The organism is Polynucleobacter sp. AP-Sving-400A-A2 (assembly GCF_018688155.1).
Classification (GTDB): Bacteria; Pseudomonadota; Gammaproteobacteria; order Burkholderiales; family Burkholderiaceae; genus Polynucleobacter.
This window is the reverse complement of the sequence record NZ_CP061312.1, coordinates 1,709,932-1,732,820: the sequence shown is the minus strand read 5'-3', so window position 1 is coordinate 1,732,820 and position 22,889 is coordinate 1,709,932. Positions and strand designations below refer to the sequence as shown.

25 protein-coding genes are annotated in these 22,889 nt (G+C 47.3%); 12 read left to right on the top strand and 13 right to left on the bottom strand.

What is annotated here, in order from left to right; all coding sequences use genetic code 11:
- Positions 1 to 18: 18 nt before the first annotated feature.
- Complete coding sequence (locus tag C2758_RS09120; protein ID WP_215327934.1) at positions 19 to 924, bottom strand: NAD kinase; 906 nt, start codon at positions 922 to 924, stop codon at positions 19 to 21.
- Positions 925 to 961: 37 nt separating this feature from the next.
- Between C2758_RS09120 and hrcA the strand changes: the two genes are divergently transcribed.
- The 5 genes from hrcA to dnaJ all read left to right on the top strand — a co-directional run bounded on the left by hrcA (position 962) and on the right by dnaJ (position 7,101).
- Positions 962 to 1,984, top strand: coding sequence for a heat-inducible transcriptional repressor HrcA (hrcA, locus tag C2758_RS09115; RefSeq protein WP_215327932.1), 1,023 nt, complete (start codon positions 962 to 964; stop codon positions 1,982 to 1,984).
- A 45-nt stretch (positions 1,985 to 2,029) separates the two neighbouring features.
- A complete protein-coding gene (gene hemH / locus C2758_RS09110) occupies positions 2,030 to 3,124 on the top strand; it encodes a ferrochelatase (RefSeq protein WP_215327931.1) in 1,095 nt (364 codons plus the stop codon).
- 82 nt (positions 3,125 to 3,206) lie between these two features.
- Positions 3,207 to 3,767 (top strand): nucleotide exchange factor GrpE, encoded by a 561-nt coding sequence (grpE, locus tag C2758_RS09105; RefSeq protein ID WP_215327930.1) that lies wholly within the window; start codon positions 3,207 to 3,209, stop codon positions 3,765 to 3,767.
- Between the two features lie 173 nt (positions 3,768 to 3,940).
- Positions 3,941 to 5,872, top strand: a complete 1,932-nt coding sequence (dnaK, locus tag C2758_RS09100) for a molecular chaperone DnaK (protein WP_215327929.1) — start codon at positions 3,941 to 3,943, stop codon at positions 5,870 to 5,872.
- Between the two features lie 98 nt (positions 5,873 to 5,970).
- Positions 5,971 to 7,101: a molecular chaperone DnaJ gene (dnaJ, locus tag C2758_RS09095; RefSeq protein ID WP_215327928.1), complete on the top strand. Its 1,131-nt coding sequence runs from the start codon at positions 5,971 to 5,973 to the stop codon at positions 7,099 to 7,101.
- Positions 7,102 to 7,115: 14 nt separating this feature from the next.
- Here the strand turns inward: dnaJ and panB are convergent, their stop codons facing one another.
- From panB to C2758_RS09065, 6 genes are all read right to left on the bottom strand, one after another.
- On the bottom strand, positions 7,116 to 7,931 hold the full coding sequence (panB, locus tag C2758_RS09090) for a 3-methyl-2-oxobutanoate hydroxymethyltransferase (protein ID WP_215327927.1): 816 nt from the start codon (positions 7,929 to 7,931) through the stop codon (positions 7,116 to 7,118).
- Between the two features lie 17 nt (positions 7,932 to 7,948).
- Complete coding sequence (gene folK / locus C2758_RS09085) at positions 7,949 to 8,476, bottom strand: 2-amino-4-hydroxy-6-hydroxymethyldihydropteridine diphosphokinase (RefSeq protein ID WP_215327926.1); 528 nt, start codon at positions 8,474 to 8,476, stop codon at positions 7,949 to 7,951.
- Between the two features lie 71 nt (positions 8,477 to 8,547).
- Positions 8,548 to 9,948: a polynucleotide adenylyltransferase PcnB gene (gene pcnB, locus C2758_RS09080; protein WP_215327925.1), complete on the bottom strand. Its 1,401-nt coding sequence runs from the start codon at positions 9,946 to 9,948 to the stop codon at positions 8,548 to 8,550.
- Entirely contained in the window at positions 9,945 to 10,625 is a 681-nt protein-coding gene (locus tag C2758_RS09075) for an HAD family phosphatase (RefSeq protein ID WP_215327924.1), read from the bottom strand. The genes pcnB and C2758_RS09075 overlap by 4 nt, the downstream gene beginning before the upstream one ends.
- A gap of 6 nt (positions 10,626 to 10,631) precedes the next feature.
- Positions 10,632 to 11,390, bottom strand: a complete 759-nt coding sequence (gene hda / locus C2758_RS09070; RefSeq protein WP_215327923.1) for a DnaA regulatory inactivator Hda — start codon at positions 11,388 to 11,390, stop codon at positions 10,632 to 10,634.
- Between the two features lie 12 nt (positions 11,391 to 11,402).
- Positions 11,403 to 12,392 (bottom strand): AI-2E family transporter, encoded by a 990-nt coding sequence (locus tag C2758_RS09065; protein WP_215327921.1) that lies wholly within the window; start codon positions 12,390 to 12,392, stop codon positions 11,403 to 11,405.
- A gap of 73 nt (positions 12,393 to 12,465) precedes the next feature.
- On the opposite strand from C2758_RS09065, the gene purM reads away from it, so the two are divergent.
- The gene (gene purM / locus C2758_RS09060) at positions 12,466 to 13,518 is read left to right on the top strand and encodes a phosphoribosylformylglycinamidine cyclo-ligase (RefSeq protein ID WP_215327919.1); all 1,053 of its coding nucleotides are present in this window, start codon (positions 12,466 to 12,468) and stop codon (positions 13,516 to 13,518) included.
- Between the two features lie 14 nt (positions 13,519 to 13,532).
- Here the strand turns inward: purM and miaA are convergent, their stop codons facing one another.
- The gene (gene miaA, locus C2758_RS09055; protein WP_215327918.1) at positions 13,533 to 14,537 is read right to left on the bottom strand and encodes a tRNA (adenosine(37)-N6)-dimethylallyltransferase MiaA; all 1,005 of its coding nucleotides are present in this window, start codon (positions 14,535 to 14,537) and stop codon (positions 13,533 to 13,535) included.
- Between the two features lie 67 nt (positions 14,538 to 14,604).
- On the opposite strand from miaA, the gene C2758_RS09050 reads away from it, so the two are divergent.
- On the top strand, positions 14,605 to 15,264 hold the full coding sequence (locus C2758_RS09050; RefSeq protein ID WP_215327917.1) for a DedA family protein: 660 nt from the start codon (positions 14,605 to 14,607) through the stop codon (positions 15,262 to 15,264).
- Positions 15,265 to 15,283: 19 nt separating this feature from the next.
- On the opposite strand, the gene C2758_RS09045 is transcribed toward C2758_RS09050, so the two are convergent.
- Entirely contained in the window at positions 15,284 to 16,126 is an 843-nt protein-coding gene (locus C2758_RS09045; RefSeq protein ID WP_215327916.1) for a SirB1 family protein, read from the bottom strand.
- A 5-nt stretch (positions 16,127 to 16,131) separates the two neighbouring features.
- Positions 16,132 to 17,685 (bottom strand): murein biosynthesis integral membrane protein MurJ, encoded by a 1,554-nt coding sequence (murJ, locus tag C2758_RS09040; RefSeq protein WP_215327915.1) that lies wholly within the window; start codon positions 17,683 to 17,685, stop codon positions 16,132 to 16,134.
- 153 nt (positions 17,686 to 17,838) lie between these two features.
- Here murJ and rpsT point away from each other — a divergent pair, with 153 nt between their 5' ends.
- Positions 17,839 to 18,105: a 30S ribosomal protein S20 gene (rpsT, locus tag C2758_RS09035; RefSeq protein ID WP_215327914.1), complete on the top strand. Its 267-nt coding sequence runs from the start codon at positions 17,839 to 17,841 to the stop codon at positions 18,103 to 18,105.
- A gap of 75 nt (positions 18,106 to 18,180) precedes the next feature.
- Here the strand turns inward: rpsT and C2758_RS09030 are convergent, their stop codons facing one another.
- Positions 18,181 to 18,495: a DUF3579 domain-containing protein gene (locus C2758_RS09030; protein ID WP_215327913.1), complete on the bottom strand. Its 315-nt coding sequence runs from the start codon at positions 18,493 to 18,495 to the stop codon at positions 18,181 to 18,183.
- A 151-nt stretch (positions 18,496 to 18,646) separates the two neighbouring features.
- On the opposite strand from C2758_RS09030, the gene argF reads away from it, so the two are divergent.
- The 4 genes from argF (at position 18,647) to C2758_RS09010 (ending at position 22,045) form a co-directional block, all read left to right on the top strand.
- Positions 18,647 to 19,594 (top strand): ornithine carbamoyltransferase, encoded by a 948-nt coding sequence (argF, locus tag C2758_RS09025; RefSeq protein WP_215330242.1) that lies wholly within the window; start codon positions 18,647 to 18,649, stop codon positions 19,592 to 19,594.
- A gap of 58 nt (positions 19,595 to 19,652) precedes the next feature.
- Positions 19,653 to 20,882 carry an argininosuccinate synthase gene (locus C2758_RS09020; protein ID WP_215327912.1) on the top strand — a complete coding sequence of 410 codons (1,230 nt, stop codon included), beginning with the start codon at positions 19,653 to 19,655 and terminating at the stop codon, positions 20,880 to 20,882.
- A gap of 45 nt (positions 20,883 to 20,927) precedes the next feature.
- Positions 20,928 to 21,233, top strand: a complete 306-nt coding sequence (locus C2758_RS09015) for a pyrimidine/purine nucleoside phosphorylase (protein WP_215308360.1) — start codon at positions 20,928 to 20,930, stop codon at positions 21,231 to 21,233.
- Between the two features lie 71 nt (positions 21,234 to 21,304).
- Positions 21,305 to 22,045: a hypothetical protein gene (locus C2758_RS09010; RefSeq protein WP_215327910.1), complete on the top strand. Its 741-nt coding sequence runs from the start codon at positions 21,305 to 21,307 to the stop codon at positions 22,043 to 22,045.
- A gap of 5 nt (positions 22,046 to 22,050) precedes the next feature.
- Here the strand turns inward: C2758_RS09010 and C2758_RS09005 are convergent, their stop codons facing one another.
- Both C2758_RS09005 and C2758_RS09000 read right to left on the bottom strand, forming a co-directional pair.
- Positions 22,051 to 22,506 carry a DUF192 domain-containing protein gene (locus C2758_RS09005; protein ID WP_215327908.1) on the bottom strand — a complete coding sequence of 152 codons (456 nt, stop codon included), beginning with the start codon at positions 22,504 to 22,506 and terminating at the stop codon, positions 22,051 to 22,053.
- Between the two features lie 107 nt (positions 22,507 to 22,613).
- Positions 22,614 to 22,817 (bottom strand): cold-shock protein, encoded by a 204-nt coding sequence (locus tag C2758_RS09000; RefSeq protein ID WP_011903586.1) that lies wholly within the window; start codon positions 22,815 to 22,817, stop codon positions 22,614 to 22,616.
- Positions 22,818 to 22,889 lie beyond the last annotated feature (72 nt).

Here is a 22,889-nt window from a genome sequence, read left to right as displayed (position 1 = left end):
GTACCAAAAAATTCGACATCAGAATGTCGATGGGTACTCATTCCAATGTAACTTCTCGCGCAAAGTTTTGTAGTCACTATGACTGCGAGGGTGAAGTAGGGTGATAGTTTTTTCGGATTGACTGACTTCAACGATGTCACCGGAGTGCAAATGCGTTTGTGATTGCATGTCAAAGTTCACAATGACTTCTCTGCCATCAACCACCTCAATGCTCACCAGAATATCTTGCGGTAAGACGATGGGGCGATTAGATAAGGAGTGTGGCGCAATCGGCGCCAATAGAATTCCGGCGACCCGTGGATGCAGAATCGGTCCGCCAGCGGAGAGGGCATATGCTGTTGAGCCGGTAGGGGTAGACACAATTAAGCCGTCTGATCGCTGGTTATACATAAATGAACCGTTGACGCGCACTGCAAGCTCGACCATTCCAGATATTCCGGAACGATTAACTACAACATCATTGAGGGCGAGGGCTTGATTTATTTTTTTGCCATCACGCATCACCACCGCATCAAGTAGTGTTCTAGTATCGGCTTCGTAGTCACCAGCAATAATTTGCGGCAAAACTATTTCAACGTTCTGAATGGGGATGTCGGTCATATAGCCTAAGCGACCCATATTGATGCCAACGAGGGGGACATTGCTGCCCGCCAGTTGACGCCCAATTCCCAGCATTGTTCCGTCACCACCCAAAACTACTGCTAAATCAATGGTTCCCGCAAACTCCTCTACTTTTTTGATCGGGTAGGCGCTTAGGCTTAAGTGGCTGGCAGTGGAACTCTCTATATAGACCTCACAGCCTTGCTGGCCAAGTAGCACCGCCAGGTCCTTAAGATGCTCTTGGATGCCGTCAGCCTGATATTTGCCGACAAGTGCAACCCGGCTAAAGGCCTTTTTGCTGGAATTTGGGGATGGGCTTAACATATAACGATTAAACCATACGCATAAAATCCCTTCCACCATGGATGATCGTTCCCGCGCCTTACTGAAAACCCTCATCGAGCGCTATATCGAAGAGGGGCAGCCTATTGGCTCACGTACCCTATCTCGATTCTCGGGATTGGATCTTTCCGCGGCTACGATTCGCAATATCATGGCAGATTTAGAGGAAATGGGCTTGGTAACCAGCCCCCACACCTCAGCTGGCCGCATCCCAACCCCAAGGGGCTATCGCCTGTTTGTAGATACGATGGTGACCGTTCGCCCTCTAGAAGAAATTGCCGCCCGCGAGATGGAAAAGGGTCTGTTGCCAGATTCGCCCCAAAGGGTGCTGAATTCCGCCGCGCAAATTCTGTCTAATTTGACTCATTTTGCCGGGGTGGTGATGACGCCCAAGCGGGCTCAGGTCTTTAAGCATATTGAATTCTTGAGGCTGGGTGAGGGCAAAATCCTGCTCATTATGGTCACACCTGAAGGCGATGTTCAAAACCGCATACTCCCAACCTCGCAGGACTACACCCCAAGTCAGCTAGTTGAGGCTGGAAATTACATCAATACTCAGTTTGCCGGCAAGAGTTTTGCAGAGGTGCGTGCGCACCTTGCCTCTGATTTGGATAATTTGCGAAGCGATATCTCTGGGCTGATGGCTCTGGCATTGCACAGCGGCGTAAGTGATTACGGAATGGGACAAGGAGATATGTTGCTATCAGGTGAGCGACGCTTACTGAATGTTGGCGATCTCAGTACTAATTTGGATAAGCTGCGCAAGATGTTCGATATGCTCGAGCAAAAGTCGTTCCTCATGCAGTTGTTGGATGTTTCTAGTCATGCCGATGGCATTCAAATCTTTATTGGCGGCGAAAGTGATTTGCTGCCTTATGAAGATTTGGCGGTCATCAGTGCGCCATACAGTGTGGATGGCCAGATCGTTGGAACCCTTGGTGTGATTGGGCCTACTCGCATGGCATACGATCGGGTGATTCCGATTGTCGACATCACCTCTAAGTTGTTATCGGGCGCATTAAGTTCGCCAAGCAGTTTTTAGTCATGTTTATATCTTTTAGCTCTCTTTAATAAAGACGGATCTTCCTTGAATCAAAATCCTCACCTACGCCCCTCTAAGACAGCAGTGTTATTGCTCAACCTGGGTACTCCTTCTGCTCCAACGGCTAAGGCAGTCAGAGTCTATCTCAAAGAATTTCTATCTGATCCACGCGTTGTAGAAATTCCCCGCATTATTTGGTGGTGCATCTTGAACGGTATTATTTTGCCGATTCGTAGTGGTGCGTCTGCAAAGAAATACGCTTCTATTTGGTTGCCAAAATTGGGTTCTCCATTGATGCATTACTCCCGCCTACAGGCAAAAGAGTTGGGTGAGAAATTCGCCAATCACGGTCAAGTCGTGTTGGTAGATTTAGCCATGCGTTATGGCGAACCTTCAACTCAGCAAGCCTTGGAATCCTTACAGGCACAGGGTATGGAGCGTCTATTGTTGCTACCGCTGTATCCACAATATTCGGCCACTACTACTGCGTCGAGTTTTGATGAAGTGTTTCGCGTATTGGGTACTTGGCGCAATCAACCGGAGTTACGTTTGATTAAGTACTATCACGACAACCCTGCCTATATTTCGGCATTACGTGATCAAGTACTTGGCGCATGGGATAAAGATGGTCGGCCAGATTTTGCTGCAGGTGATCGCTTTGTGATGTCTTTCCACGGCCTACCCAAGCGCAATCTAATGAAGGGCGATCCCTACCATTGTGAGTGCTTGAAAACTGGCCGCCTACTTGGTGAGTCATTAGGCCTAGAGCCTGGACAATACTTAGTCACTTTTCAATCTCGCTTTGGTAAAGCGGAGTGGCTCAAGCCTTATACGGCTCCGATGATTGAAGAGTTGGGTGCAGCAGGTTGTAAACGAGTCGATATTTTTTGCCCAGGATTTCCGGCAGATTGCTTAGAAACCTTAGAAGAGATTGCAATGGAGGCACGTGAGATCTTTTTGGAGCATGGCGGTAAAGACTACCGCTACATCCCTTGCTTAAATAGCAATCCAAAGTGGATCGATGCGATGTACGACATCGCCCAGCAGCATCTTTCTGGTTGGAGTTTAGGTGTTGAGTCCGACGCGGTGTTGCAGGAGCGCGACCGCTTGGCTGAGTTAGCTAAAGCGAATATTGCTTAAAGTTAGGCACACTTGAAATTGCCTAAATTGGCCCCATATTGTTGAGAAGTAGCCATCCTGATAGAAAAGTGAATTTGCACCTATGACCCAAGAAAATCAAAACCCATCTCCTGAGCAAGAAAATACTGCTGCTGATCCTCAGGCTGAAGCTGGTGCACAGGCAGCTCCTGCAGATGCCGAAGTAAAGACTCCGGAGCAAGAAATTGCCGAGTTAAATCAAAAGCTCACTGAGATGCAAGATAACTACCTCCGCGCTAAGGCCGAGGGTGAAAATATTCGTCGCCGTGCGGTCGAAGATATCTCAAAGGCGCATAAGTTTGCGATTGAAAGTTTTGCTGAGCACCTCGTACCGGTTACAGATAGTTTGTATGCAGCCCTGAACGCGGAGACTGTAGATGCCAAGGCCTTCAAAGAGGGCTTGGAGATCACCCTTAAGCAGCTGCTATCCGCCTTTGAAAAAGGTCGCTTGACTGAGATTAATCCTGCTGTAGGTGATAAGTTCGATCCGCACCACCACCAGGCCATTGCATCGGTCCCTTCAGACCAAGAGGCCAATACCGTGGTTTCCGTCTTGCAAAGGGGTTATTCCATTGCTGACCGCATTTTGCGCCCAGCCTTGGTGACCGTCAGCGCCCCCAAATAAGGTATTAAAAGCCTCTAAATGGGGTTTTTGGAGTCAAAAAAGATAAAAAAAGGCAGAAATCTGCCTTTTTTGCTTTTGAACCCTTGAATTTCTCTTCTTCGACCCCATTTATTCCTTATCGAATTATTCGCAGTTTGACGAAATTACACGTAACTTAATTTTTTGGAGCCATTATGGGAAAGATTATCGGAATTGACTTAGGAACCACGAACTCGTGCGTTTCGGTTGTTGAAAACAATGCACCTAAAGTTGTCGAGAACGCAGAAGGCGGTCGCACAACTCCTTCCATCATCGCTTATGTTGAAGACGGCGAAGTATTGGTTGGTGCGCCTGCAAAACGCCAATCAGTAACCAATCCTAAAAATACTATCTACGCAGTAAAGCGTTTGATGGGTCGTAAGTTTACTGATGCGGAAGTGCAAAAAGACATCGGTTTGATGCCTTACAAAATTGTTCAAGCTGACAACGGTGATGCTTGGGTAGAAGCACGCGACAAAAAAATGGCACCACAACAAGTGTCAGCAGAAATTCTGCGCAAAATGAAAAAGACAGCCGAAGATTATCTCGGTGAAGAAGTGACTGAGGCAGTGATTACGGTTCCTGCTTACTTCAATGACAGCCAACGTCAAGCTACTAAAGATGCGGGTCGTATCGCTGGTTTAGATGTTAAGCGCATCATCAATGAGCCAACTGCTGCGGCATTGGCATTTGGCTTGGATAAGCAAGACAAGGTCGATCGCAAGATTGCTGTATATGACTTGGGTGGCGGTACATTCGACGTATCCATTATTGAGATTGCTAACGTGGATGGCGAGAAGCAGTTTGAAGTACTCTCTACCAACGGCGATACCTTCTTGGGTGGTGAAGATTTTGACCAGCGCATCATTGACTGGATCATTGCTGAGTTCAAGAAAGAGCAAGGCGTAGATTTGAGTAAGGATGTACTGGCATTGCAGCGTTTGAAAGATGCTGCTGAGAAAGCCAAGATCGAATTGTCATCTGCGCAACAGACTGAAATCAATTTGCCATACGTGACTGCTGATGCAGGCGGTCCTAAGCACTTGAACTTGAAGTTGACCCGCGCTAAGCTGGAATCTTTGGTAGAAGAGTTGATCAACCGCACGGCTGGCCCTTGCTTGACTGCAATTAAAGACGCTGGTGTAAATCCTGCTGAAATCGATGATGTGATTTTGGTTGGCGGTCAAACCCGTATGCCTGCTGTTCAGGACAAGGTAAAAGAAATTTTCGGCAAAGAGCCACGCAAAGATGTGAACCCAGATGAGGCAGTTGCAGTTGGTGCCGCTATTCAGGGATCAGTATTGTCTGGTGATCGTAAGGATGTATTGCTCCTGGACGTAACCCCATTGTCTTTGGGTATCGAAACCTTGGGAGGCGTCATGACCAAGATGATTCCGAAGAACACGACTATTCCGACTAAGCATTCACAGGTTTACTCTACAGCTGAAGATAACCAGCCTGCGGTGACTATTAAGTGCTTCCAAGGTGAGCGTGAAATGGCTGCTGCCAACAAATTGCTCGGTGAGTTCAATTTAGAAGGCATTGCTCCAGCACAACGCGGTTTGCCACAAATTGAAGTGACTTTTGATATTGATGCCAACGGTATTTTGCATGTCACTGCAAAAGACAAAACGACTGGCAAAGAGAACAAGATCACCATCAAGGCAAACTCAGGTTTGACTGAGGAGGAAATTTTACGCATGGTGAAAGATGCTGAAGCGAATGCAGATGAAGATAAAAAAGCATTGGAATTGGTAACCGCACGTAACACTGCTGACGCTTTGGCTCACTCAACTAAGAAAGCCCTTGAAGAGCACGGTTCTGCTTTAGAGGCTCCCGAGAAAGAAGCAATCGATGTTGCCTTAAAAGAATTAGACGAAGCTATCAAGGGTAGCGATAAAGCTACTATTGAGGCTAAGACTGAGGCTTTGGGTAAAGCAAGTCAGAAGCTGGGTGAAAAAGCCATGGCTGCAGAACAGGCTAAGGCTGGCGGCGCTCCTGGCGCAGCGCCTGGTGGCGCACAAGGTGCTGCTCCCGATGCCGACGTAGTGGATGCGGATTTTAAGGAAGTGAATGACAAGAAATAAACCCTTAATTGAGAGTCATTTAACGTAGTTTAGAGGTACTTAAATAACAAGTCGGCCACGTGCCGACTTGTGTCATTCAGGTTGTTGAGAGGAATTTTGTGTCTACAAGTAAACGCGATTATTACGAGGTCCTTGGAGTTGCCAAAGGTGCTAGCGAAGATGAGCTAAAAAAAGCTTATCGAAAAATGGCGATGAAGCATCATCCTGATCGGAATCCCGATAGCAAAACGGCAGAAGCGCAATTTAAAGAAGTTAAAGAGGCTTACGAAACTTTAACGGACCCAAATAAGCGTGCCGCATATGATCAGTATGGTCACGCTGGCCTCGATCAATCTGGTGGTTTTGGCGGTGGCGGATTTGGTGGCGGCGGTTTTGCCGATGCTTTTAGCGATATCTTTGGCGATATCTTTGGTCAAGGTGGCGGGCGTCAGTCTGGACCGCAAGTATATAAAGGCGCTGATTTACGTTACAACATGGAGATCACTCTTGAGCAAGCTGCCGAGGGTTACACGACTCAAATTCGGGTACCAAGCTGGAGTAATTGCAAGCCATGTCAGGGCACTGGCGCTGAACCTGGTAGTAAAGCCGAGAGATGTACTACTTGCGGCGGTCATGGCCAAGTCCGTGTCCAGCAAGGCTTCTTCTCCATGCAACAAACTTGCCCCAAGTGCCGCGGCACTGGTGAGTACATTCCGAAGCCATGCAAGACTTGCCATGGCAGCGGTAAACATAAAGAACAAAAAACACTTGAAATCAAAATCCCTGCGGGTATTGATGATGGTATGCGTGTGCGCTCAGTCGGCAATGGCGAGCCTGGCGTCAATGGTGGACCATCCGGCGATCTTTATGTAGAGGTGAGAGTCAAGCCCCATAAGGTATTTGAGCGTGATGGCAGTGATCTGCATGTCCAAATGCCGATCTCCTTCGCAACTGCAACGATTGGTGGGGATATCGAAGTTCCCACGCTTTCAGGGCGGGTTGAGTTTCCGATTCCTGAGGGCACGCAAACTGGAAAAACATTCCGCTTGCGTAACAAGGGTATTAAAGGTTTACGCTCGACTATCGTGGGTGATCTCTTCGTTCACGTTGCGATCGAGACCCCGGTCAAATTAACTGATGAACAGAGAAAATTACTGAAGAGCTTTGACGATAGCCTGAAATCGGGTGGCGATAAACATAACCCCCATCAAAAGGGTTGGTTCGACGGCGTAAAGAGCTTTTTTAGTTAACTAGTAGCTTGAGCTTATCCAGCGAAGCCGTGTTCGGGTCCGGGGAACTTTCCGGATTTCACTTCTCGAACATAGGCTTTGACTGCCGCCTCAATTGAGGTGTGGCTATCCATAAAGTTTTTAACAAACTTTGGCGGCTTTCCAGGGCTAATGCCCAGCATATCTTGTAGCACTAATACCTGGCCGGAGCAATGTGCGCCTGCACCGATTCCAATGGTGGGAATGGAGAGTGACTCAGTAATCAGTTTGCCCAGTGAAGATGGAATGGCTTCGAGCACAATCATTTGCGCGCCAGCTTGCTCGCAAGCAATTGCCTGCTCAAGCATGAGGCTTGCGGCATCTTTGGATTTACCTTGAACTTTATAGCCACCTAGGATATGAACGGACTGGGGCAATAAACCCAAGTGCGCACAAACAGGAACGCTACGTTCTACTAAATACTGAATGATGTCGACTTGCCAATCACCACCTTCTAGTTTGACCATATCTGCACCTGCGCGCATGAGTTCTGCTGCTGAATCTAAGGCTTGAACAGGATCGCCATAGCTGGCAAAAGGGAGGTCGGCAATGATGAATGCATGGGTGTTAGCTCGAGCAACACATTCGGTGTGATACGCCACTTGCTCAACGGTTACCGGTGTGGTGCTGGAGTGACCTTGAATCACATTCCCTAAGGAGTCCCCAATCAGGATGGTTTCTACTCCGCTACGATTTAACAAGGCTGACATGGTTGAATCGTATGCTGTCAGCATCGTAATTTTTTCACCCTCAGCACGCATGGTGAGGAGTTTAGAAATCGTAATTGGCTTTTCGCCTTGTAAGTAACCCATGGCGTGAGTTTAATGAATTAATGCGCTGATTGGCTATAAACCTGTTTTTCACCGCAATTACAGTTGCGACAAGAGAGTTTTTCAATACGCTGGTCGGCTACATTAGGTAAATACGCCTTGAGTTCGCCAAGGTTCGGCAAAAAGAAATCTGGGGCAATTTCTAACAAGGGTAGTAGAACAAAGGAGCGCTCAATAATTCTGGGGTGAGGGATGGTGAGTTCTGTATCTGTTTGAGATACGCCCTCAAAGGACAGGATATCCAGATCAATTGTGCGGGGTGCATTAGCGTAAGGACGCTCACGCCCAAATTCTTGTTCAACTGCTTGGCAGACGTGCAAAAGGCCATACGGACTTAATTGCGTTTCAATTTCAATCACAGAATTGATATAGTCGCCCCCGGTAGCTTGAAAGGGCGCACTTTGGTATAAGCAGCTTTTCGCCAGTATTTGGAGCTCGCATCGCTGCGCGAGGCACACAATCGCATCAGTAATGAGCTGACGCGTGTCGCCGACATTTCCACCAAATCCAATAAAAGCTCGAGCCATGCTCATTCCAAACAAGAGAAGGGTACACAAAGACTACTGAAACTACTTTACTGAATTTTTCTCAAGTCTGCTTAGTCCGCTGCACTTTCAGTGGGCTCGGCCACTTTGGCTTTTCTACGGCGACGTCGTTTTGTTGGGGAGGCGCTATTGCCAGTCTCATTTTTAACGCTCGCCATCAGGGCTTCTTGTCCAGTCGGGTCGGTTTCAATAAAGCTAGTCCACCATTCGCCCAGGGCTGGATTCTTTTCTCCCGTGGCACAGCGCAGCAGCATAAAGTCATAACCCGCTCTAAAACGTGGAGATTCAATGAGGCGATAGGGGTAGCGTCCAACACGCTTTTCAAAGCGGGGCTGCATTGACCAGATTTCCCGCATATCACTCTCGAAGCGACGCTGAATCACCATGCCGCTACTTTGACTGGCAATCGTCTCATCCATCGCATCATGCAGTGCGGGAATATTGGAAATCCCTTTGGCAATATTCTTTTTCCAATTACCCAGTAGATCTGGCCAGAGCAAAGTCGCGAACAAGAATCCGGCCGAAACACTTTTGCCCGATTGAATACGTTGGTCAGTATTGGCAAGTGCAATACGAACAAAATCATTGGCTTCTTTAGAGTCTGCGCTCTGATCTAAGATGTGATCAAGTAAAGGCAAGAGACCGTGGTGTAAACCTGCATCCTTTAAGCCTTGAATCGCAGCCCATGAATAACCCGACATGAGTAGCTTGAGAATTTCATCAAAGAGGCGAGCCGATGGAACATCGTGAATCAATTTACCTAATTTGGCGATAGGTGCGCGAGTTGCTGCGTCTAAGGTAAAGCCTGTCTTGGCCGCAAAGCGAATGGCACGCAGCATACGAATGGGGTCTTCACGATAGCGCTTCGCCGGGTCACCAATCATGCGCAATGTCTTCTTCTGCATGTCAGCCATACCGCCGTGATAGTCGAGTACGGTTTCAGTAGCAGGGTCGTAGTACATCGCATTGATGCTGAAATCTCTGCGTGCAGCATCTTCGTGCTGGCTGCCCCAGACGTTATCGCGCAAGATGCGACCATTTTCTGCTACATGCTCGCCAGCGTTCTCCAATAGGGCTCTAAAGGTAGATACCTCAATGATTTCAGGTTGGCCTTTACCGAAGAAAGTCACATGCACAATCTGAAAGCGACGACCAATGAGGCGTGCTTTGCGAAATAGTTTTTGCACTTGTTCTGGGGTGGCATTGGTTGCTACATCGAAGTCCTTAGGGCCAATGCCTAAAGCTAAATCTCGTACAGCGCCACCCACAATGAAAGCATCATAGCCAGCCTGCTGCAAAGTCTGAGTTACCTTCACGGCATTTTTTGAAAGTAAATCTGGGTCAATGCGGTGAGTTTTTTTAGGAACTCTTTTCGGTGCACCGGAGGTGTGGGCTGCAGTATGTCGGATCATGGGATCACGACGCAAAATACGTTTAATAAATTTGGTAATCATGCAAACAGTTCAAGTATGGGCCAGTGACGTTTTAAGGCTTCATCACGTAGGCGAGCATCTGGATTAGTAGCAACAGGATTGCTCACTTTCTCCAGGAGAGGTAAATCATTCATCGAGTCTGAATAAAAATAACTTTGTGGCAATTCATCGAATGCGAGCTTTTGAGTAGCAAGCCAATCATGAACTCGTTGAATTTTGCCTTCCCGAAAACTCGGAATCCCCTTAACTTCACCCGTGAAATCAGCAAAAGGCTGGTCTCCCACGGTGGCAGGTTCAGTGGCGACAAGATGTTCAATACCAAAACTCTCTACGATAGGGCGAGTAACAAAGCTATTGGTTGCAGTCACAACGCAGCAAAGATCACCGGCATCTTGGTGGCGCTTCACCAGATCAAGCGCCTGTTGACGGAGCTGGCCAGTAATGACCTCTTGCATGAAGGCGTCATGCCATTCTTTGAGCTGTGCGCGGGAATGTTCGGAGAGTGGCTTTAATGCAAAGCGAAGGAACTCTTGAATATTCAGCTTTCCATCTTTGTAATCTTGATAAAAGCGTTCATTCTGCTCCGCATAGTATTTACTATCGACTACACCAATGCGCGCCAAGAATTGACCCCATTCGTAATCGCTATCGCAGGGGAGAAGAGTGTGATCTAAATCGAACAGTGCTAATTGAGTCATGAATATTTATTTAGGCTGCAAGAGCTCTCTAACGAGGGGCAATGTAACAGCGCGTTTTGTTTCTAGTGAGTAAGCATCTAAGGCATCAATCAAGGCCATCAGGCTAGGCATATCGCGATAAAAGCGATTGAGCAACCAAGGCAATACATCTGACGATAAAACCAAGCCGCGCGCTTGCGCTGCTTGTTGTAAGGCTTCTATTTTCTCATCATCGCCCAAAAGATGAGTTTGAAAGACTAAACCCCATCCCAGGCGGGTACGCAGGTCTTCTCGAAGTCTTAATGCGCCAGGGGCGGCATTACCTGCCATGAAAATATGCATTGCTTTGCTACCCTGAATGGCATTCAGAATCCGAAATAAGGAGGCTACCAGGCGCTCATCCAGTCGATCGACGTCATCAACAGTAATAACTGAGGGTGTATCACTGGAACATAGGGTAGGCAGGCTCTCCTCGAGACTCACCCAGGAAATGGGTTCATTGGGAGTCAGGTGGAAGCATTTCAAATCTAATTGCTGAGCAGCATTGCCAATTGCACCGAGTAAATGAGTGCGACCAGAGCCTTCTGGGCCCCACCAATAGATCCAGCGTTGATTAAGGGGATTCTCACTGGTCAATCTTGGGGCATTTATTTCCCAGGATTTAGCTATTGCCTGCAAGGTAGAGTGCAGCGCTAGATTTTCTCCGGCTAAAAAATTACTGAAGCTGGGTTTGGGTGTGTGGCCAATGTCGAGTGCAAACTGCCTTGGTAGTGAGGGACTATTCATTGCTGCAGTAATTTACTTTTGGTACCACGGACTTTGGGTGTAGCGTGTCCAGCCATATTGCAAAAGTACTAAACCCACAGCGCTGATGGGTAATGCAAGTAGTACGCCAAAGAAACCAAATAACTTTCCAAACAACAATAAGGCAAAGAGCACGGCAACGGGGTGTAAGCCAATTCGCTCACCCACAAGGCGTGGCGTGAGAAAGAAGCCCTCAATGAATTGACCTAATCCATACAGGATGAGGACTCCAATAATTGCGCCGCCAGGCCCAAACTGCAAAAGAGCCGCAAGGACGGCTAGAGTAAAGCCTAGGGTGATACCAATATAGGGAATCACAATCATGAGTGCAGTAAAGACGCCTAAGGCTGCCGCACCTTTAATGCCAATGAGACTTAATCCTACGCTGTAGAAAACGGACATGATCGAAATCACAATCAACATACCCCGGAGGTATTGCGAGAGTAAGCCATCGGCATGCATTGCGAGGTGGTGAATCGTCTCTTGTGCGCGGACCGGAACAATCGTTCTAATGAGTTTGAAAAAATGAGTCCAGTCAATTAATAAATAAAACATGACAAACAAGATCAGAACTGCATTAACGAATCCTGCAATTACCGAACTGCCTGACATCAGTACGGTCTCCAGGGTGGAGGACATCAGCGCATCAGAGTTGTCGTTAAGGTGCGTCGTAATTTTTTGAGTCGCACTGGATTTCAGAGCACCCCAATCCACATCAATATGAAATTCACTCAACTTAGGTCCAAGCCAGGATTGGGTATTTTGGATCCAAGTCGGAAATTGAGCCTTAATCAGGGGAATTTCGGTTTTGATGAGGGTAATAAAGAGGGTCAATATTAAAAATACGACTGCAAGGCCAATAATCATGGCAATCCCAGCGGCCGCCGCGCGGGGTAGGCTACGCCTCTCAAGCCACAAGCAAACTGGGCGTAAGGCGTAAGCCAGAATAAATGCAGTCAGAAAAGGGGTAAAAATTTCAGCCATCGTCCTCGAATCCTCTAGAATTCAATGATTCTACCGACCAAGTAGCGTTTCTTACTAATCTTCTATCTCTGCCATGAACTCACCTACCAATTCTTCCTCAAAAGGCCTTTCCTACCGCGACGCAGGTGTCGATATTGATGCTGGTGATGACCTGGTGGATCGTATTAAGCCTTTAGCTAAGAAAACCATGCGGGAAGGCGTGCTGGCTGGAATTGGTGGCTTTGGCGCCTTGTTTGAGGTCCCAAAGCGCTATAAAGAGCCAGTTTTGGTATCCGGCACCGATGGAGTTGGTACTAAACTCAGATTGGCCTTTGAGTGGAATCGTCATGATACGATCGGCCAAGATTTGGTTGCGATGAGCGTGAACGACATTTTGGTTCAGGGTGCTGAACCCCTCTTTTTCTTAGATTACTTCGCTTGCGGCAAGCTCACTGTAGATACTGCAGCCACTGTCGTTGGCGGAATTGCAAAAGGTTGCGAGTTATCTGGTTGCGCACTCATCGGTGGTGAAACTGCTGAGATGCCCGGTATGTACCCTCCAGGTGAATACGACTTGGCCGGCTTTGCTGTTGGTGCGGTTGAAAAATCCAAAATTATCACTGGTGCAACGATTATCCCGGGTGATGTCGTGTTGGCGATTGCTTCGAGCGGCGCACACTCCAATGGTTACTCGCTAGTCCGTAAAATTATTGAGCGTGCCGGGGCTAAGCCGACTGATGATTTGGGTGGCCGACCTTTGGGTGATGTAGTCATGGCCCCTACACAAATTTATGTAAAGCCTTTGCTCAAGTTGATTGAAGAGATCAATGTCAAGGGCATGGCTCACATCACTGGTGGCGGTTTAGTGGACAACGTTCCACGCGTACTCCCAGAAAATACTCAGGCTGTACTGCATCGCGATAGCTGGCAAATGCCAGAACTCTTCCGCTGGTTGCAGATGAAGGGTGGCGTGGCCGATGCAGAAATGGTGCGCGTATTTAACTGCGGTATTGGTATGGTGGTCATTGTGTCTACCGACCAGGCAGATGCCGCAATTCAATCTCTCAAGGCTGAAGGTTTACATGCTTGGACAGTTGGCGAGGTCGTAGAGCGTCCTGCTGGCGAGCCACAAACTATCGTTATTTAATGCTCGGTAAAAGCCTAGTTATCTAGACTTTGCTTGCAGTACTCTAGGGCCGCGTTCAACTCAGTTGGGTTGAACGGGTCAAATGTCTTTCTTCCAGCAATTGCGCGCAACCAAGTTAATTGTCTTTTACCAAGTTGCCTAGTAGCAGCTAGTGCCTTGTAGCGCATTTCGGCCTGATCTACTTCACCAGATAAATATTCCCAGACTTGTCGATAGCCCACCGAGCGAATGGCAGGGAGATCGCCATGCAAGTTTGGATTTTTTCTCAGTAGTTCGACCTCTTCTAATAATCCTCCGGTGAGCATTTCATCAAAACGCTTTTCTAAGTTTTGATGCAAGCGAAAGCGATCGCTTGGCTCTAATGAAATAAGATTAATCCATTCTGGAATAGTCGACCCTTCCCTACCATCTTCGCTTGGTGAATCTGCTAGCAGTGCTGACATCGGATTGCCTGTAATTGCATAAACCTCTAAAGCACGTTGTACTCGTTGAGAGTCATTGGGCTGTAAGCGCGCGGCAGTCATGGGATCAACCTGAGCTAATTGAGCGTGCATCGCAGGCCAGCCAATCGCCTTACCTTGCTCATCGAGACGGGCGCGGATTGCTGGATCTGCAGGCGGGAGAGACGATAGGCCGTATGCCCATGCCCGCCAGTACAACATCGTGCCACCTACTACAACGGGAATATTCCCGCGCTTACGAATTTCTTTGCTTAGCCGCTTGGCATCATTTGCGAAGCGCGCGGCTGAATAGGATTCGGTAGGTTCTAAGATATCGATTAGGTGATGCTGAACGGCAGCTTGCTCGGCCAGCGTGGGCTTAGCGCTGCCAATATCTAAGCCACGATAGACCAGCGCAGAGTCCATGCTGATTAACTCTACAGTTTGACCTCGGGATTTCGCATGCTCAGCCAATGCCATTGCGAGATGGGTTTTGCCTGCGCCCGTGGGGCCAACAATACAGAGTATGGGTGGCTGATGAGGTGAATGCGTAGGCTGAATGTGAGGTTCAGTTTGCATACCGCATTATAAGAATGAAATGTCGCAATCTGAATTGTTAGCCTGTTAATATCCTTCCAACAAATAGATGGAGCGCGATTTGATCGATACCTTATTGCAGTTGGGTGACTTGCTTTTGCACATTGATCGTCATTTAGACATGGTGATTCAGCAATACGGCTACTGGGCTTATGGCTTGCTCTTTGCCATCGTATTTGCTGAGACTGGTTTAGTGGTGGCCCCCTTCTTACCTGGGGATTCATTATTGTTTATTGCTGGAGCCTATTGCGCTACCGAGCACTTTAATCTGTGGACACTGTGTATTGGATTATTGATTGCCGCAATTGCTGGTAATACAGTGAACTACTTTATTGGTCGCTGGATTGGTGAACGAATTTTTAGTAGCGAATCACGTTGGATCGATCAAGCGGCTTTGCGAAAAACCCATTCTTTTTATGAGAAGCACGGCGGCAAGACCATCATCGTGGCACGCTTTTTGCCGATCATTCGCACCTTTGCGCCATTTGTTGCTGGCGTTTCCGCAATGAACTTTTCTCGCTTCCAGTTTTTCAATGTGACTGGCGCACTCTTGTGGGTCTTTGGTTTAGTGATTACCGGCTACTTCTTCGGAAATATCCCCATCATTCGCCAAAACCTCAATGTGATCGTATTGATTGGCATAGGTGCAGCAGCGATTCCCATTGTGTTGGCTGCTATCTATAAATTATTTCAAGGTAAAAAGAAATAAGGTCGCTCAATAGGGTTGCTTAGTGCAGTTTGGTTTGACTCTCTAGCGTAGCGATATGCTCACGAATGTCTGCCGCATCTTCTGCGCCAGGCATTTCGCTTAAGTAGTGATGCAGGTCAGCTATCGCAGGCCGTACATACTCTAGTTGAGCAAAGATCAAGCCGCGATCACGAACTTCTTCAGCTGAATCTGGTAACAAAATCACTAGACGCTCTTGAATACCCAGCAAACGTTCCCAGCGCTCATTTTCTGAATAAATCATTTTGAGATTTCTCATGAAGCGCGAGAGAATTTCTCGAGAGCTAGAGGCGCGCAAGAAAATATTGAGTGGCAGACTGAGCTCACCGCGATAGCCTTTGGCATCGAGATAGGGATCGAGCATTTCTTGTAATTGATTTTTAGAAAGGGATTCGCCATTTAATGGATCCATGATGATTTCACCTTGTTGCAATGAGATGCGCATCATGAAGTGGTTTGGAAAAGATACTCCGCGAATATTTAAGCCAATTTGCTGTCCAAGCTCCATCATTAAGACCGCCAATGAGATTGGAATGCCGCGACGACTCTCAATGATCTGGTGGAGGTAAGAATTCTCGGGCGCGTAAAAATCATTCTGGTTTGGGCCGAACCCTAGTTCGTTATAAAAAACATGTTTGAGCAACTGCAGGCGCTGAATCGGTGGTGTATCCGGAGTAATGCGCTGTTTAATTTTGTTACCCCATTGATCGATCTGATCAAGTACGCCCTGAACATCGAGATCTGGGTAGGCATGTTGTGCAACTGCCACCGCCGCCTCGGTTAGGGGGAAGTACTCGTCTTCAGCTACGAGGGATGTGAAATAGTCTAGTTGTTGTGTAGGCATAAGAGCTATTTTGCATGACGTAGGAATTTTTGCCAGCGGATTCCGACAAGCCATAAGGCTGAGAAATACACCACAGCGGCAGCGGCTAGCCAGGCAGTCAGCAGTCCCACTCGAATCCAAGGGCTAGATTGGAGTGCAATCCAATGATGTGCAGTGGCGGCGTAATACAAGAGGAGCGCAAAAGGAATTAAGGCAAGCAATAACTGCCCCAAATACTTTAACCATGGGAATCTAGGTAGGGCGCTACGTCGATGCAGGCCTATCCAGAGTAGTGCGGCATTCAAGCAGGCGCCAGCGCCAACTGAGAGGGCAAGACCAGCATGTCCTAACCAAGGCACAAAAACCAAATTGGCTAATTGGGTTGCCACCAAGACTAGCAAGCCAATCTTTACAGGTGTGCGGATATCTTGGCGGGAATAAAAGCCAGGAGCTAAGATCTTCACCAGAATGAGGCCAATCAGACCAACACCATAAGCTGCAAGAGCACGCTGTGTCATCAAGACGTCTAGTGCCGTGAACTTGCCGTAGTGATACAAAACCGCTGCTAGCGGTTCTCCAAAAATAAAGAGGGCAATCGCACAAGGCGCTGCTAGTAAAAAGGTGAGCTGTAAGCCCCAAATTAAAAGCTCACCCGCATGTACCAAATCATTTTTTGCGTTTGCTTTACTCAGGCTCGGTAGCAAGACTGTTCCCAGCGCTACCCCCAAAAGGGCTGTCGGAAACTCCATGAGGCGATCAGCATAGGACAGCCAAGATACGCTACCTGTTTGCAAGCGAGAGGCAATATTGGTATTAATGATGAGAGAAATTTGGGCGACTGAAACTGCAAACACCGCAGGCCCCATTAATTTCATGACACGACGGGCATCCGGATTTTGAACTGCTGCTTTAATTGCCCCGGGTAGGAGACCCACTCTGGGGAGTAGGCCCAAATGCGCGAGGGCTGGAATTTGAATGGCTAGCTGTAATACGCCGCCCAAGAGCACGCCGATACTCAGAGCATAAATCGGCTGGTCCAAGTGGGGCGCCAAAAAGATGGCGCTGCTAATGAGAGCTAAATTGAGCAAAACCGGTGTAAATGCTGGAATGGCAAAGCGGCCAAAGGTATTGAGGATTCCCGCAGAGAGGGAAACCATCGAAATGAGCCCAATGTAAGGGAACATGATTCTAGTCATTACGACACTTGCATCGTAGGCTGGACCACCCTCAAAGCCTGTAGCAATCGCCAGAATCAGCAGGGGGGCGCCAATGACACCTAGGAGTACCGTGAGCAGCAAGGCCCAAAATAAGAGCGTAGCGACTGCATTGACGAGGATTTGGGACTGTTTTACGTCTCCTTGGCTCGAGATTTCTCCCAAAATGGGTACAAATGCCTGAGAAAAGGCGCCCTCGGCAAAGAGTCTGCGGAGCAAATTAGGTAGTCTGAAGGCCACATTAAAGGCGTCAGTCCACTCTGAAGCCCCAAAACTACGGGCAATTAGGGTCTCCCGGAGTAGTCCGGTAATCCTGGAGAGCATGGTGAGGGAGCTGACCTTCGCGGCAGCTGAAAGCAGATTCATGGGCTAATTTTCCCCTATTTATCAAGTGGCTGGGCTTTTTTAGTCCTTTAATGTAAAATCTTGGGTTTTGGTGAGTCAGCTTACAAATTTGGCGAACCCACACATAATTTTAGTTAACCGTATTTTGTAATTTTTATATAGCAAGGTTTAAAGATGGCCAATACCGCACAAGCGCGTAAACGCGCACGGCAGGCAGTAAAACAGAATGAGCACAACTCTAGCTTGCGTTCAAAGCTCCGCACTTCCATCAAGGCAGTTCGTAAAGCAATTGAAACTGGCGATAAGGATGCCGCTGCTAAAGTATTCGCAGTAACTCAGTCCACAATCGATAAGATTGCTGACAAAAAGATTGCTCACAAAAATACTGCATCACGTCAGAAATCACGTTTGTCTGCAGCTATTAAGGCAATGGCAGCGTAAGACTTTTATAGATTTAGGCAGACTTTAGAGTAATCTGAGTCTAAGCCCGCTCCTTATCAGAGCGGGTTTTTGTTTTTAGGGCTGAGAATGCGACTTCGGTTCGAATTCGCAGGCTTCTTCGATTGGCAGGCAATTGTCTTTGGCAAAGTTGATGACAAAGTCGAGCGCTCTTGGATCAAGATCTCTTAGCCTAGTGTCGATAACGACACATGTTACGTTTGCAATAACCACTGGTGTGGCATAGGGTGAGTAAGTGAAGCGGGGATCGCCAGCATCGCCTGGCGGGCGAAATGTGGCCATCACTCCGCAAAGACGTTCGGCCCAGTCACTGGGGCGAAAAGGTTTGCCAGCGTTTGTAATGCCCTGAATGAAAAGCTTTTTGTGGTTCAAGTTGGCGTAGAAATCGTAGTAAGGAATCGGTGTTACTTAGACCTTAGCTTAACAGTCTGCGAAGGCTCTAAGATGACTTTAGGAACTATTTTCGTGCAGTTCGATGCCCCAAACAAAAATGCAAGCTAAACCTTTTGTAGAAAGCTCAACAATGACATCTTTGGCAAAGCCTCAAGTGCCCGGCCAGGTTAAGCATTACTTGCAGTTTGCTGACCTGACGCGCGAGGAATACGACTACCTCCTCAAGCGCTCTGCTTGGCTTAAGACGAAGTTCAAAAGTTACGAGACTTGGCATCCCCTGCACGATCGCACTTTAGCGATGATCTTTGAGAAGCATTCGACTCGTACCCGCCTTTCTTTTGAGGCGGGCATACACCAGCTTGGTGGCCATGCCGTATACCTGAACACTCGAGATACCCAGTTAGGCCGTGGTGAGCCTGTAGAGGACGCTGCGCAGGTGATTTCTAGGATGACGGACATCATCATGATTCGTACCTTTGGCCAAGAGATTATTGAGCGCTTCGCAGCAAATTCTCGAGTCCCCGTAATCAACGGCCTGACCAATGAGTACCATCCTTGCCAAGTATTGGCTGATATCTTTACTTTTGTAGAGGCCCGCGGTCCGATTCAGGGTAAAACGGTTGCTTGGGTAGGTGATGCCAATAATATGGCCTATACCTGGATTCAGGCAGCGGAATGTTTAGATTTTCAAATTCGTTTCTCGGCTCCTGGTGGCTATCAATTGGATGACTCCAGATTGACTCCGAAAGCTTTAAAGCATCTGACGATTTGCGCTGATCCAAAAGATGCCTGTAAGGGCGCCGACTTGGTTACTACCGATGTATGGACTAGCATGGGTTACGAGGATGAAAATACTTCTCGTATGGCTGCTTTTAAAGACTGGATGGTCGATGAAGAATTAATGGCATTGGCAAAACCTGAGGCTTTGTTTATGCATTGCTTGCCAGCGCATCGTGGTGAAGAGGTTTCTGCAGAAGTGATTGATGGTCCTCAAAGCATCGTTTGGGAAGAGGCCGAAAATCGTTTACATGTTCAAAAGGCCTTGATGGAGTATTTACTCTGCGGCCGTTTGGACTAAGTATTTAAGTAATTTATCTTTGTTAGTGATTAGTTAATTTTTTGATTGAATAGAAATCATGTCTGATATTAAAAAAGTAGTTTTAGCGTATTCCGGTGGTCTTGACACCAGTGTGATTCTCAAATGGCTTCAAGATACTTATCAATGTGAGATCGTTACCTTTACAGCTGATTTAGGTCAGGGTGAAGAGTTAGAGCCGGCACGCGCCAAAGCGCTGCAGTTTGGCATCAAGCCAGAAAATATCTTTATCGACGACTTACGTGAAGAGTTTGTACGTGACTTTGTATTCCCCATGTTCCGCGCCAATACGATTTACGAAGGTGAATACCTTTTAGGCACATCCATCGCGCGTCCATTGATTGCTAAGCGCCAAATTGAAATTGCTCGCGCGACTGGTGCTGACTCTGTATCGCATGGCGCTACTGGTAAAGGTAATGACCAAGTACGTTTTGAGTTGGGCTACTACGCACTCGAGCCAGGAATTAAGGTCATTGCACCATGGCGCGAGTGGGATTTACTCTCCCGAGAAAAATTGATGGCCTATGCAGAAAAGCATGGCATCCCAGTAGAGATGAAGCATAAGCAAGGCGGCTCACCTTATTCAATGGATGCCAACTTATTACACATCAGCTACGAAGGTCGTCATCTCGAGAACCCAAATGCTGAAGCAGAAGAATCCATGTGGCGTTGGACGGTATCCCCTGAGAAGGCTCCAGATGCTCCAGAAATTATTGAAATTGAATTCCGTGCTGGTGATCCAGTGGCGATTAATGGTAAAGCTTATAAACCACATGAGTTGCTAGCTGAACTCAATCGTATTGGTGGCATGCATGGCATTGGTCGTCTTGACTTAGTTGAGAACCGCTTTGTAGGCATGAAGAGCCGTGGCTGCTATGAAACCCCTGGCGGCACTATCTTGTTAAAAGCACACCGCGGTATTGAGAGTATTACCTTGGACCGTGAAGTAGCTCACCTCAAAGATGACCTGATGCCACGCTACGCAAGCCTCATCTACAACGGTCTGTGGTGGGCGCCAGAGCGTCTGGCTCTGCAGACCTTGATCGATCACACGCAACAAATGGTGAATGGGGTTGTGCGTCTGAAGCTCTACAAAGGCTCTGTTTCTGTGATCTCGCGCGATTCAGCGAATACTTTGTTTGATAAGACTATCGCTACCTTTGATGACGATGGCGGTGCATATAACCAAGCCGATGCGGGTGGATTTATTAAGCTCAATGCTTTGCGTATGCGGATTGCTGAAACTGCAAGACGTAAGCGTGCGAAATAATTTAGATAAATAACAAGCTAGTAATTCAGATTAGAAAGAATAAAGATGCAATTTGATCAAGTTTCTGTAGGCAAAAAAGCCAATGTATTTTTCGATGGTAAATGTGTATCTCATACCGTGACCCTGCCAAACGGTGTTCGTAAATCTGTTGGTGTGGTGTTGCCAAGTACTTTACGTTTTGACCTCAGCACAAAGGAAGTTATGGAAGTAGTTGATGGTAATGCGTTTGTCAGTATTAACGGCGCGCCAGAGGTCGAGTTCAAAGCGGGTCAAAGCTGGGAAGTGGAAAAAGGTGGTTATTTCATTATTCGTGCTGAGTCTCCAGTGCACTATGTGTGCCATTTTGAGTAAATGAATTAACTGCTGATGCTGAAACCACCTGCGGGTGGTTTTTTCATTCCAATGAGTGTAAAAATTACAACATGAAACTTAATCTAGCTATTCTGATGCTTTTAGTATGCTTTCCGTTCCTTGCGCGCGCACAGGTATTTGATGTTCCTTATAAGGATGATCCACCCACAAGAACGCTACTGGTAGCGACGCCAAATGCAAAGGCGGCAGTTTTATTATTTCCCGGTGGCGGTGGCATGTTGCGTCTTCAGGATGATGGATCCAGTACCAACTTCCATACTTTCGTGCGCTCAAAGAATTTATGGGCTCAATACGGAATAGATGCCATATTGGTTGATACACCCTATGATTTAGGGGGTGGAATGAGAAACTCTAGATCTATTAGAAATCACCAGCAAAGAATTTTGAATGTTGTGCGTTATTACAAAGAGAGGCTCAATTTACCAATTTGGATTTTTGGTCACAGCATGGGGACTGTGAGTGTTACAGAGTTTGCGAATGGTGGAAAAGATCAAGCGGCGTTAATTTCTGGAGTTATTGTTGCCGGCACCTATCGCTCAGCTTCCATTGACTCGGATGTCACTATGCCGGTACAAGCCATTCATCATGTAGATGATGGCTGTGCAAGCACTCCTTTTTCCACCTCAGAGGCAATTATTAAAAATAGACCCAGCAAATCTCCATCCCAGTTTGTTCCGATGGAGGGCGGTGTGAGCGAGGGTGATGTATGTGGCTCAAAGGCGTATCACGGCTTTAATGAGAAAGAGCCTGAATTTATTAAGGCCGCAGCGCAATTTATCCTAAAGAACTAGATGCTCTACCTTTTAGGTAATCCCTGAATGGCCGTGCCGGGTAAGATGACTCTCTCAGAGAACCACTGTTTATTCATCTCAAGTGCATAACGCACTGCTGCCTTAGGGCAGTGGTTATTAGTGGTCTCGGCCTGCATCTCTTCTATATTCACAATCTTGCCGTCATCAGCAATGAAGGCAATCGATAGAGGAATCTTCGTGTTGTTCATCCAGAAGCAATGCCCTGCTTTTTGCTCAAAGATAAAAAGCATGCCAGAGTTCGTGGACATGCTGGTGCGATTCATGAGTCCGACCTCGCGAGCCTTGGGTGTATCAGCTAACTCCGCCTGAATACGATAGATGCCTGTCTTGAGTTCGATCGTTGGCAAGCCTACATTTTGTTGTGCAAACGATGGCGCTGAAAAGATTCCAGAAATTGCTGCCAGTGAAAAAGTGAATTGTTTGATGTAGGGTAAATGCATGAAGTTCTGTCTGGTCTTGGTGAGTGAGAGTAATTCTAAGGCAAGAAAACACAGGCGAAAAAAAACCCAGGAACAAGTCCTGGGTTTTAGTAATGATCTAAAGCAGATTAAGCTGCTTGGATATTAGTAGCTTGTTTGCCCTTAGGACCTTGGGTAATGTCAAACGTTACCTTTTGGTTTTCCTTGAGTGTTTTAAACCCAGGCATTGTGATTGCGCTGAAATGCGCAAACAACTCTTCTTCACCATCATCAGGTTTGATAAAGCCAAAACCTTTTGCATCATTGAACCACTTAACAATTCCGGTCGCCATGCGAACTCCATTACATAAACTTAAAACAACCGTGATGAGGGTGAATACTTTTTAATCAGTCTCGCTCTACAA

Excerpts from the sequence above, each read along its gene's own strand:
- hda (WP_215327923.1), bottom strand. The coding sequence starts at position 11,390 with ATGAATAGTCCCTCACTACCAAGGCAGTTTGCACTCGACATTGGCCAC.
- panB (WP_215327927.1), bottom strand. The coding sequence starts at position 7,931 with ATGGGTTACTTACAAGGCGAAAAGCCAATTACGATTTCTAAACTCCTC.
- hrcA (WP_215327932.1), top strand. The coding sequence starts at position 962 with ATGGATGATCGTTCCCGCGCCTTACTGAAAACCCTCATCGAGCGCTAT.
- C2758_RS09015 (WP_215308360.1), top strand. The coding sequence starts at position 20,928 with ATGCAATTTGATCAAGTTTCTGTAGGCAAAAAAGCCAATGTATTTTTC.
- C2758_RS09000 (WP_011903586.1), bottom strand. The coding sequence starts at position 22,817 with ATGGCGACCGGAATTGTTAAGTGGTTCAATGATGCAAAAGGTTTTGGC.
- rpsT (WP_215327914.1), top strand. The coding sequence starts at position 17,839 with ATGGCCAATACCGCACAAGCGCGTAAACGCGCACGGCAGGCAGTAAAA.
- C2758_RS09065 (WP_215327921.1), bottom strand. The coding sequence starts at position 12,392 with ATGGCTGAAATTTTTACCCCTTTTCTGACTGCATTTATTCTGGCTTAC.
- miaA (WP_215327918.1), bottom strand. The coding sequence starts at position 14,537 with ATGCAAACTGAACCTCACATTCAGCCTACGCATTCACCTCATCAGCCA.
- C2758_RS09120 (WP_215327934.1), bottom strand. The coding sequence starts at position 924 with ATGTTAAGCCCATCCCCAAATTCCAGCAAAAAGGCCTTTAGCCGGGTT.
- grpE (WP_215327930.1), top strand. The coding sequence starts at position 3,207 with ATGACCCAAGAAAATCAAAACCCATCTCCTGAGCAAGAAAATACTGCT.
- dnaK (WP_215327929.1), top strand. The coding sequence starts at position 3,941 with ATGGGAAAGATTATCGGAATTGACTTAGGAACCACGAACTCGTGCGTT.
- pcnB (WP_215327925.1), bottom strand. The coding sequence starts at position 9,948 with ATGATTACCAAATTTATTAAACGTATTTTGCGTCGTGATCCCATGATC.
- C2758_RS09045 (WP_215327916.1), bottom strand. The coding sequence starts at position 16,126 with ATGCCTACACAACAACTAGACTATTTCACATCCCTCGTAGCTGAAGAC.
- C2758_RS09050 (WP_215327917.1), top strand. The coding sequence starts at position 14,605 with ATGGAGCGCGATTTGATCGATACCTTATTGCAGTTGGGTGACTTGCTT.
- C2758_RS09020 (WP_215327912.1), top strand. The coding sequence starts at position 19,653 with ATGTCTGATATTAAAAAAGTAGTTTTAGCGTATTCCGGTGGTCTTGAC.
- C2758_RS09005 (WP_215327908.1), bottom strand. The coding sequence starts at position 22,506 with ATGCATTTACCCTACATCAAACAATTCACTTTTTCACTGGCAGCAATT.
- folK (WP_215327926.1), bottom strand. The coding sequence starts at position 8,476 with ATGGCTCGAGCTTTTATTGGATTTGGTGGAAATGTCGGCGACACGCGT.
- murJ (WP_215327915.1), bottom strand. The coding sequence starts at position 17,685 with ATGAATCTGCTTTCAGCTGCCGCGAAGGTCAGCTCCCTCACCATGCTC.
- C2758_RS09075 (WP_215327924.1), bottom strand. The coding sequence starts at position 10,625 with ATGACTCAATTAGCACTGTTCGATTTAGATCACACTCTTCTCCCCTGC.
- C2758_RS09010 (WP_215327910.1), top strand. The coding sequence starts at position 21,305 with ATGAAACTTAATCTAGCTATTCTGATGCTTTTAGTATGCTTTCCGTTC.
- purM (WP_215327919.1), top strand. The coding sequence starts at position 12,466 with ATGAACTCACCTACCAATTCTTCCTCAAAAGGCCTTTCCTACCGCGAC.
- argF (WP_215330242.1), top strand. The coding sequence starts at position 18,647 with ATGACATCTTTGGCAAAGCCTCAAGTGCCCGGCCAGGTTAAGCATTAC.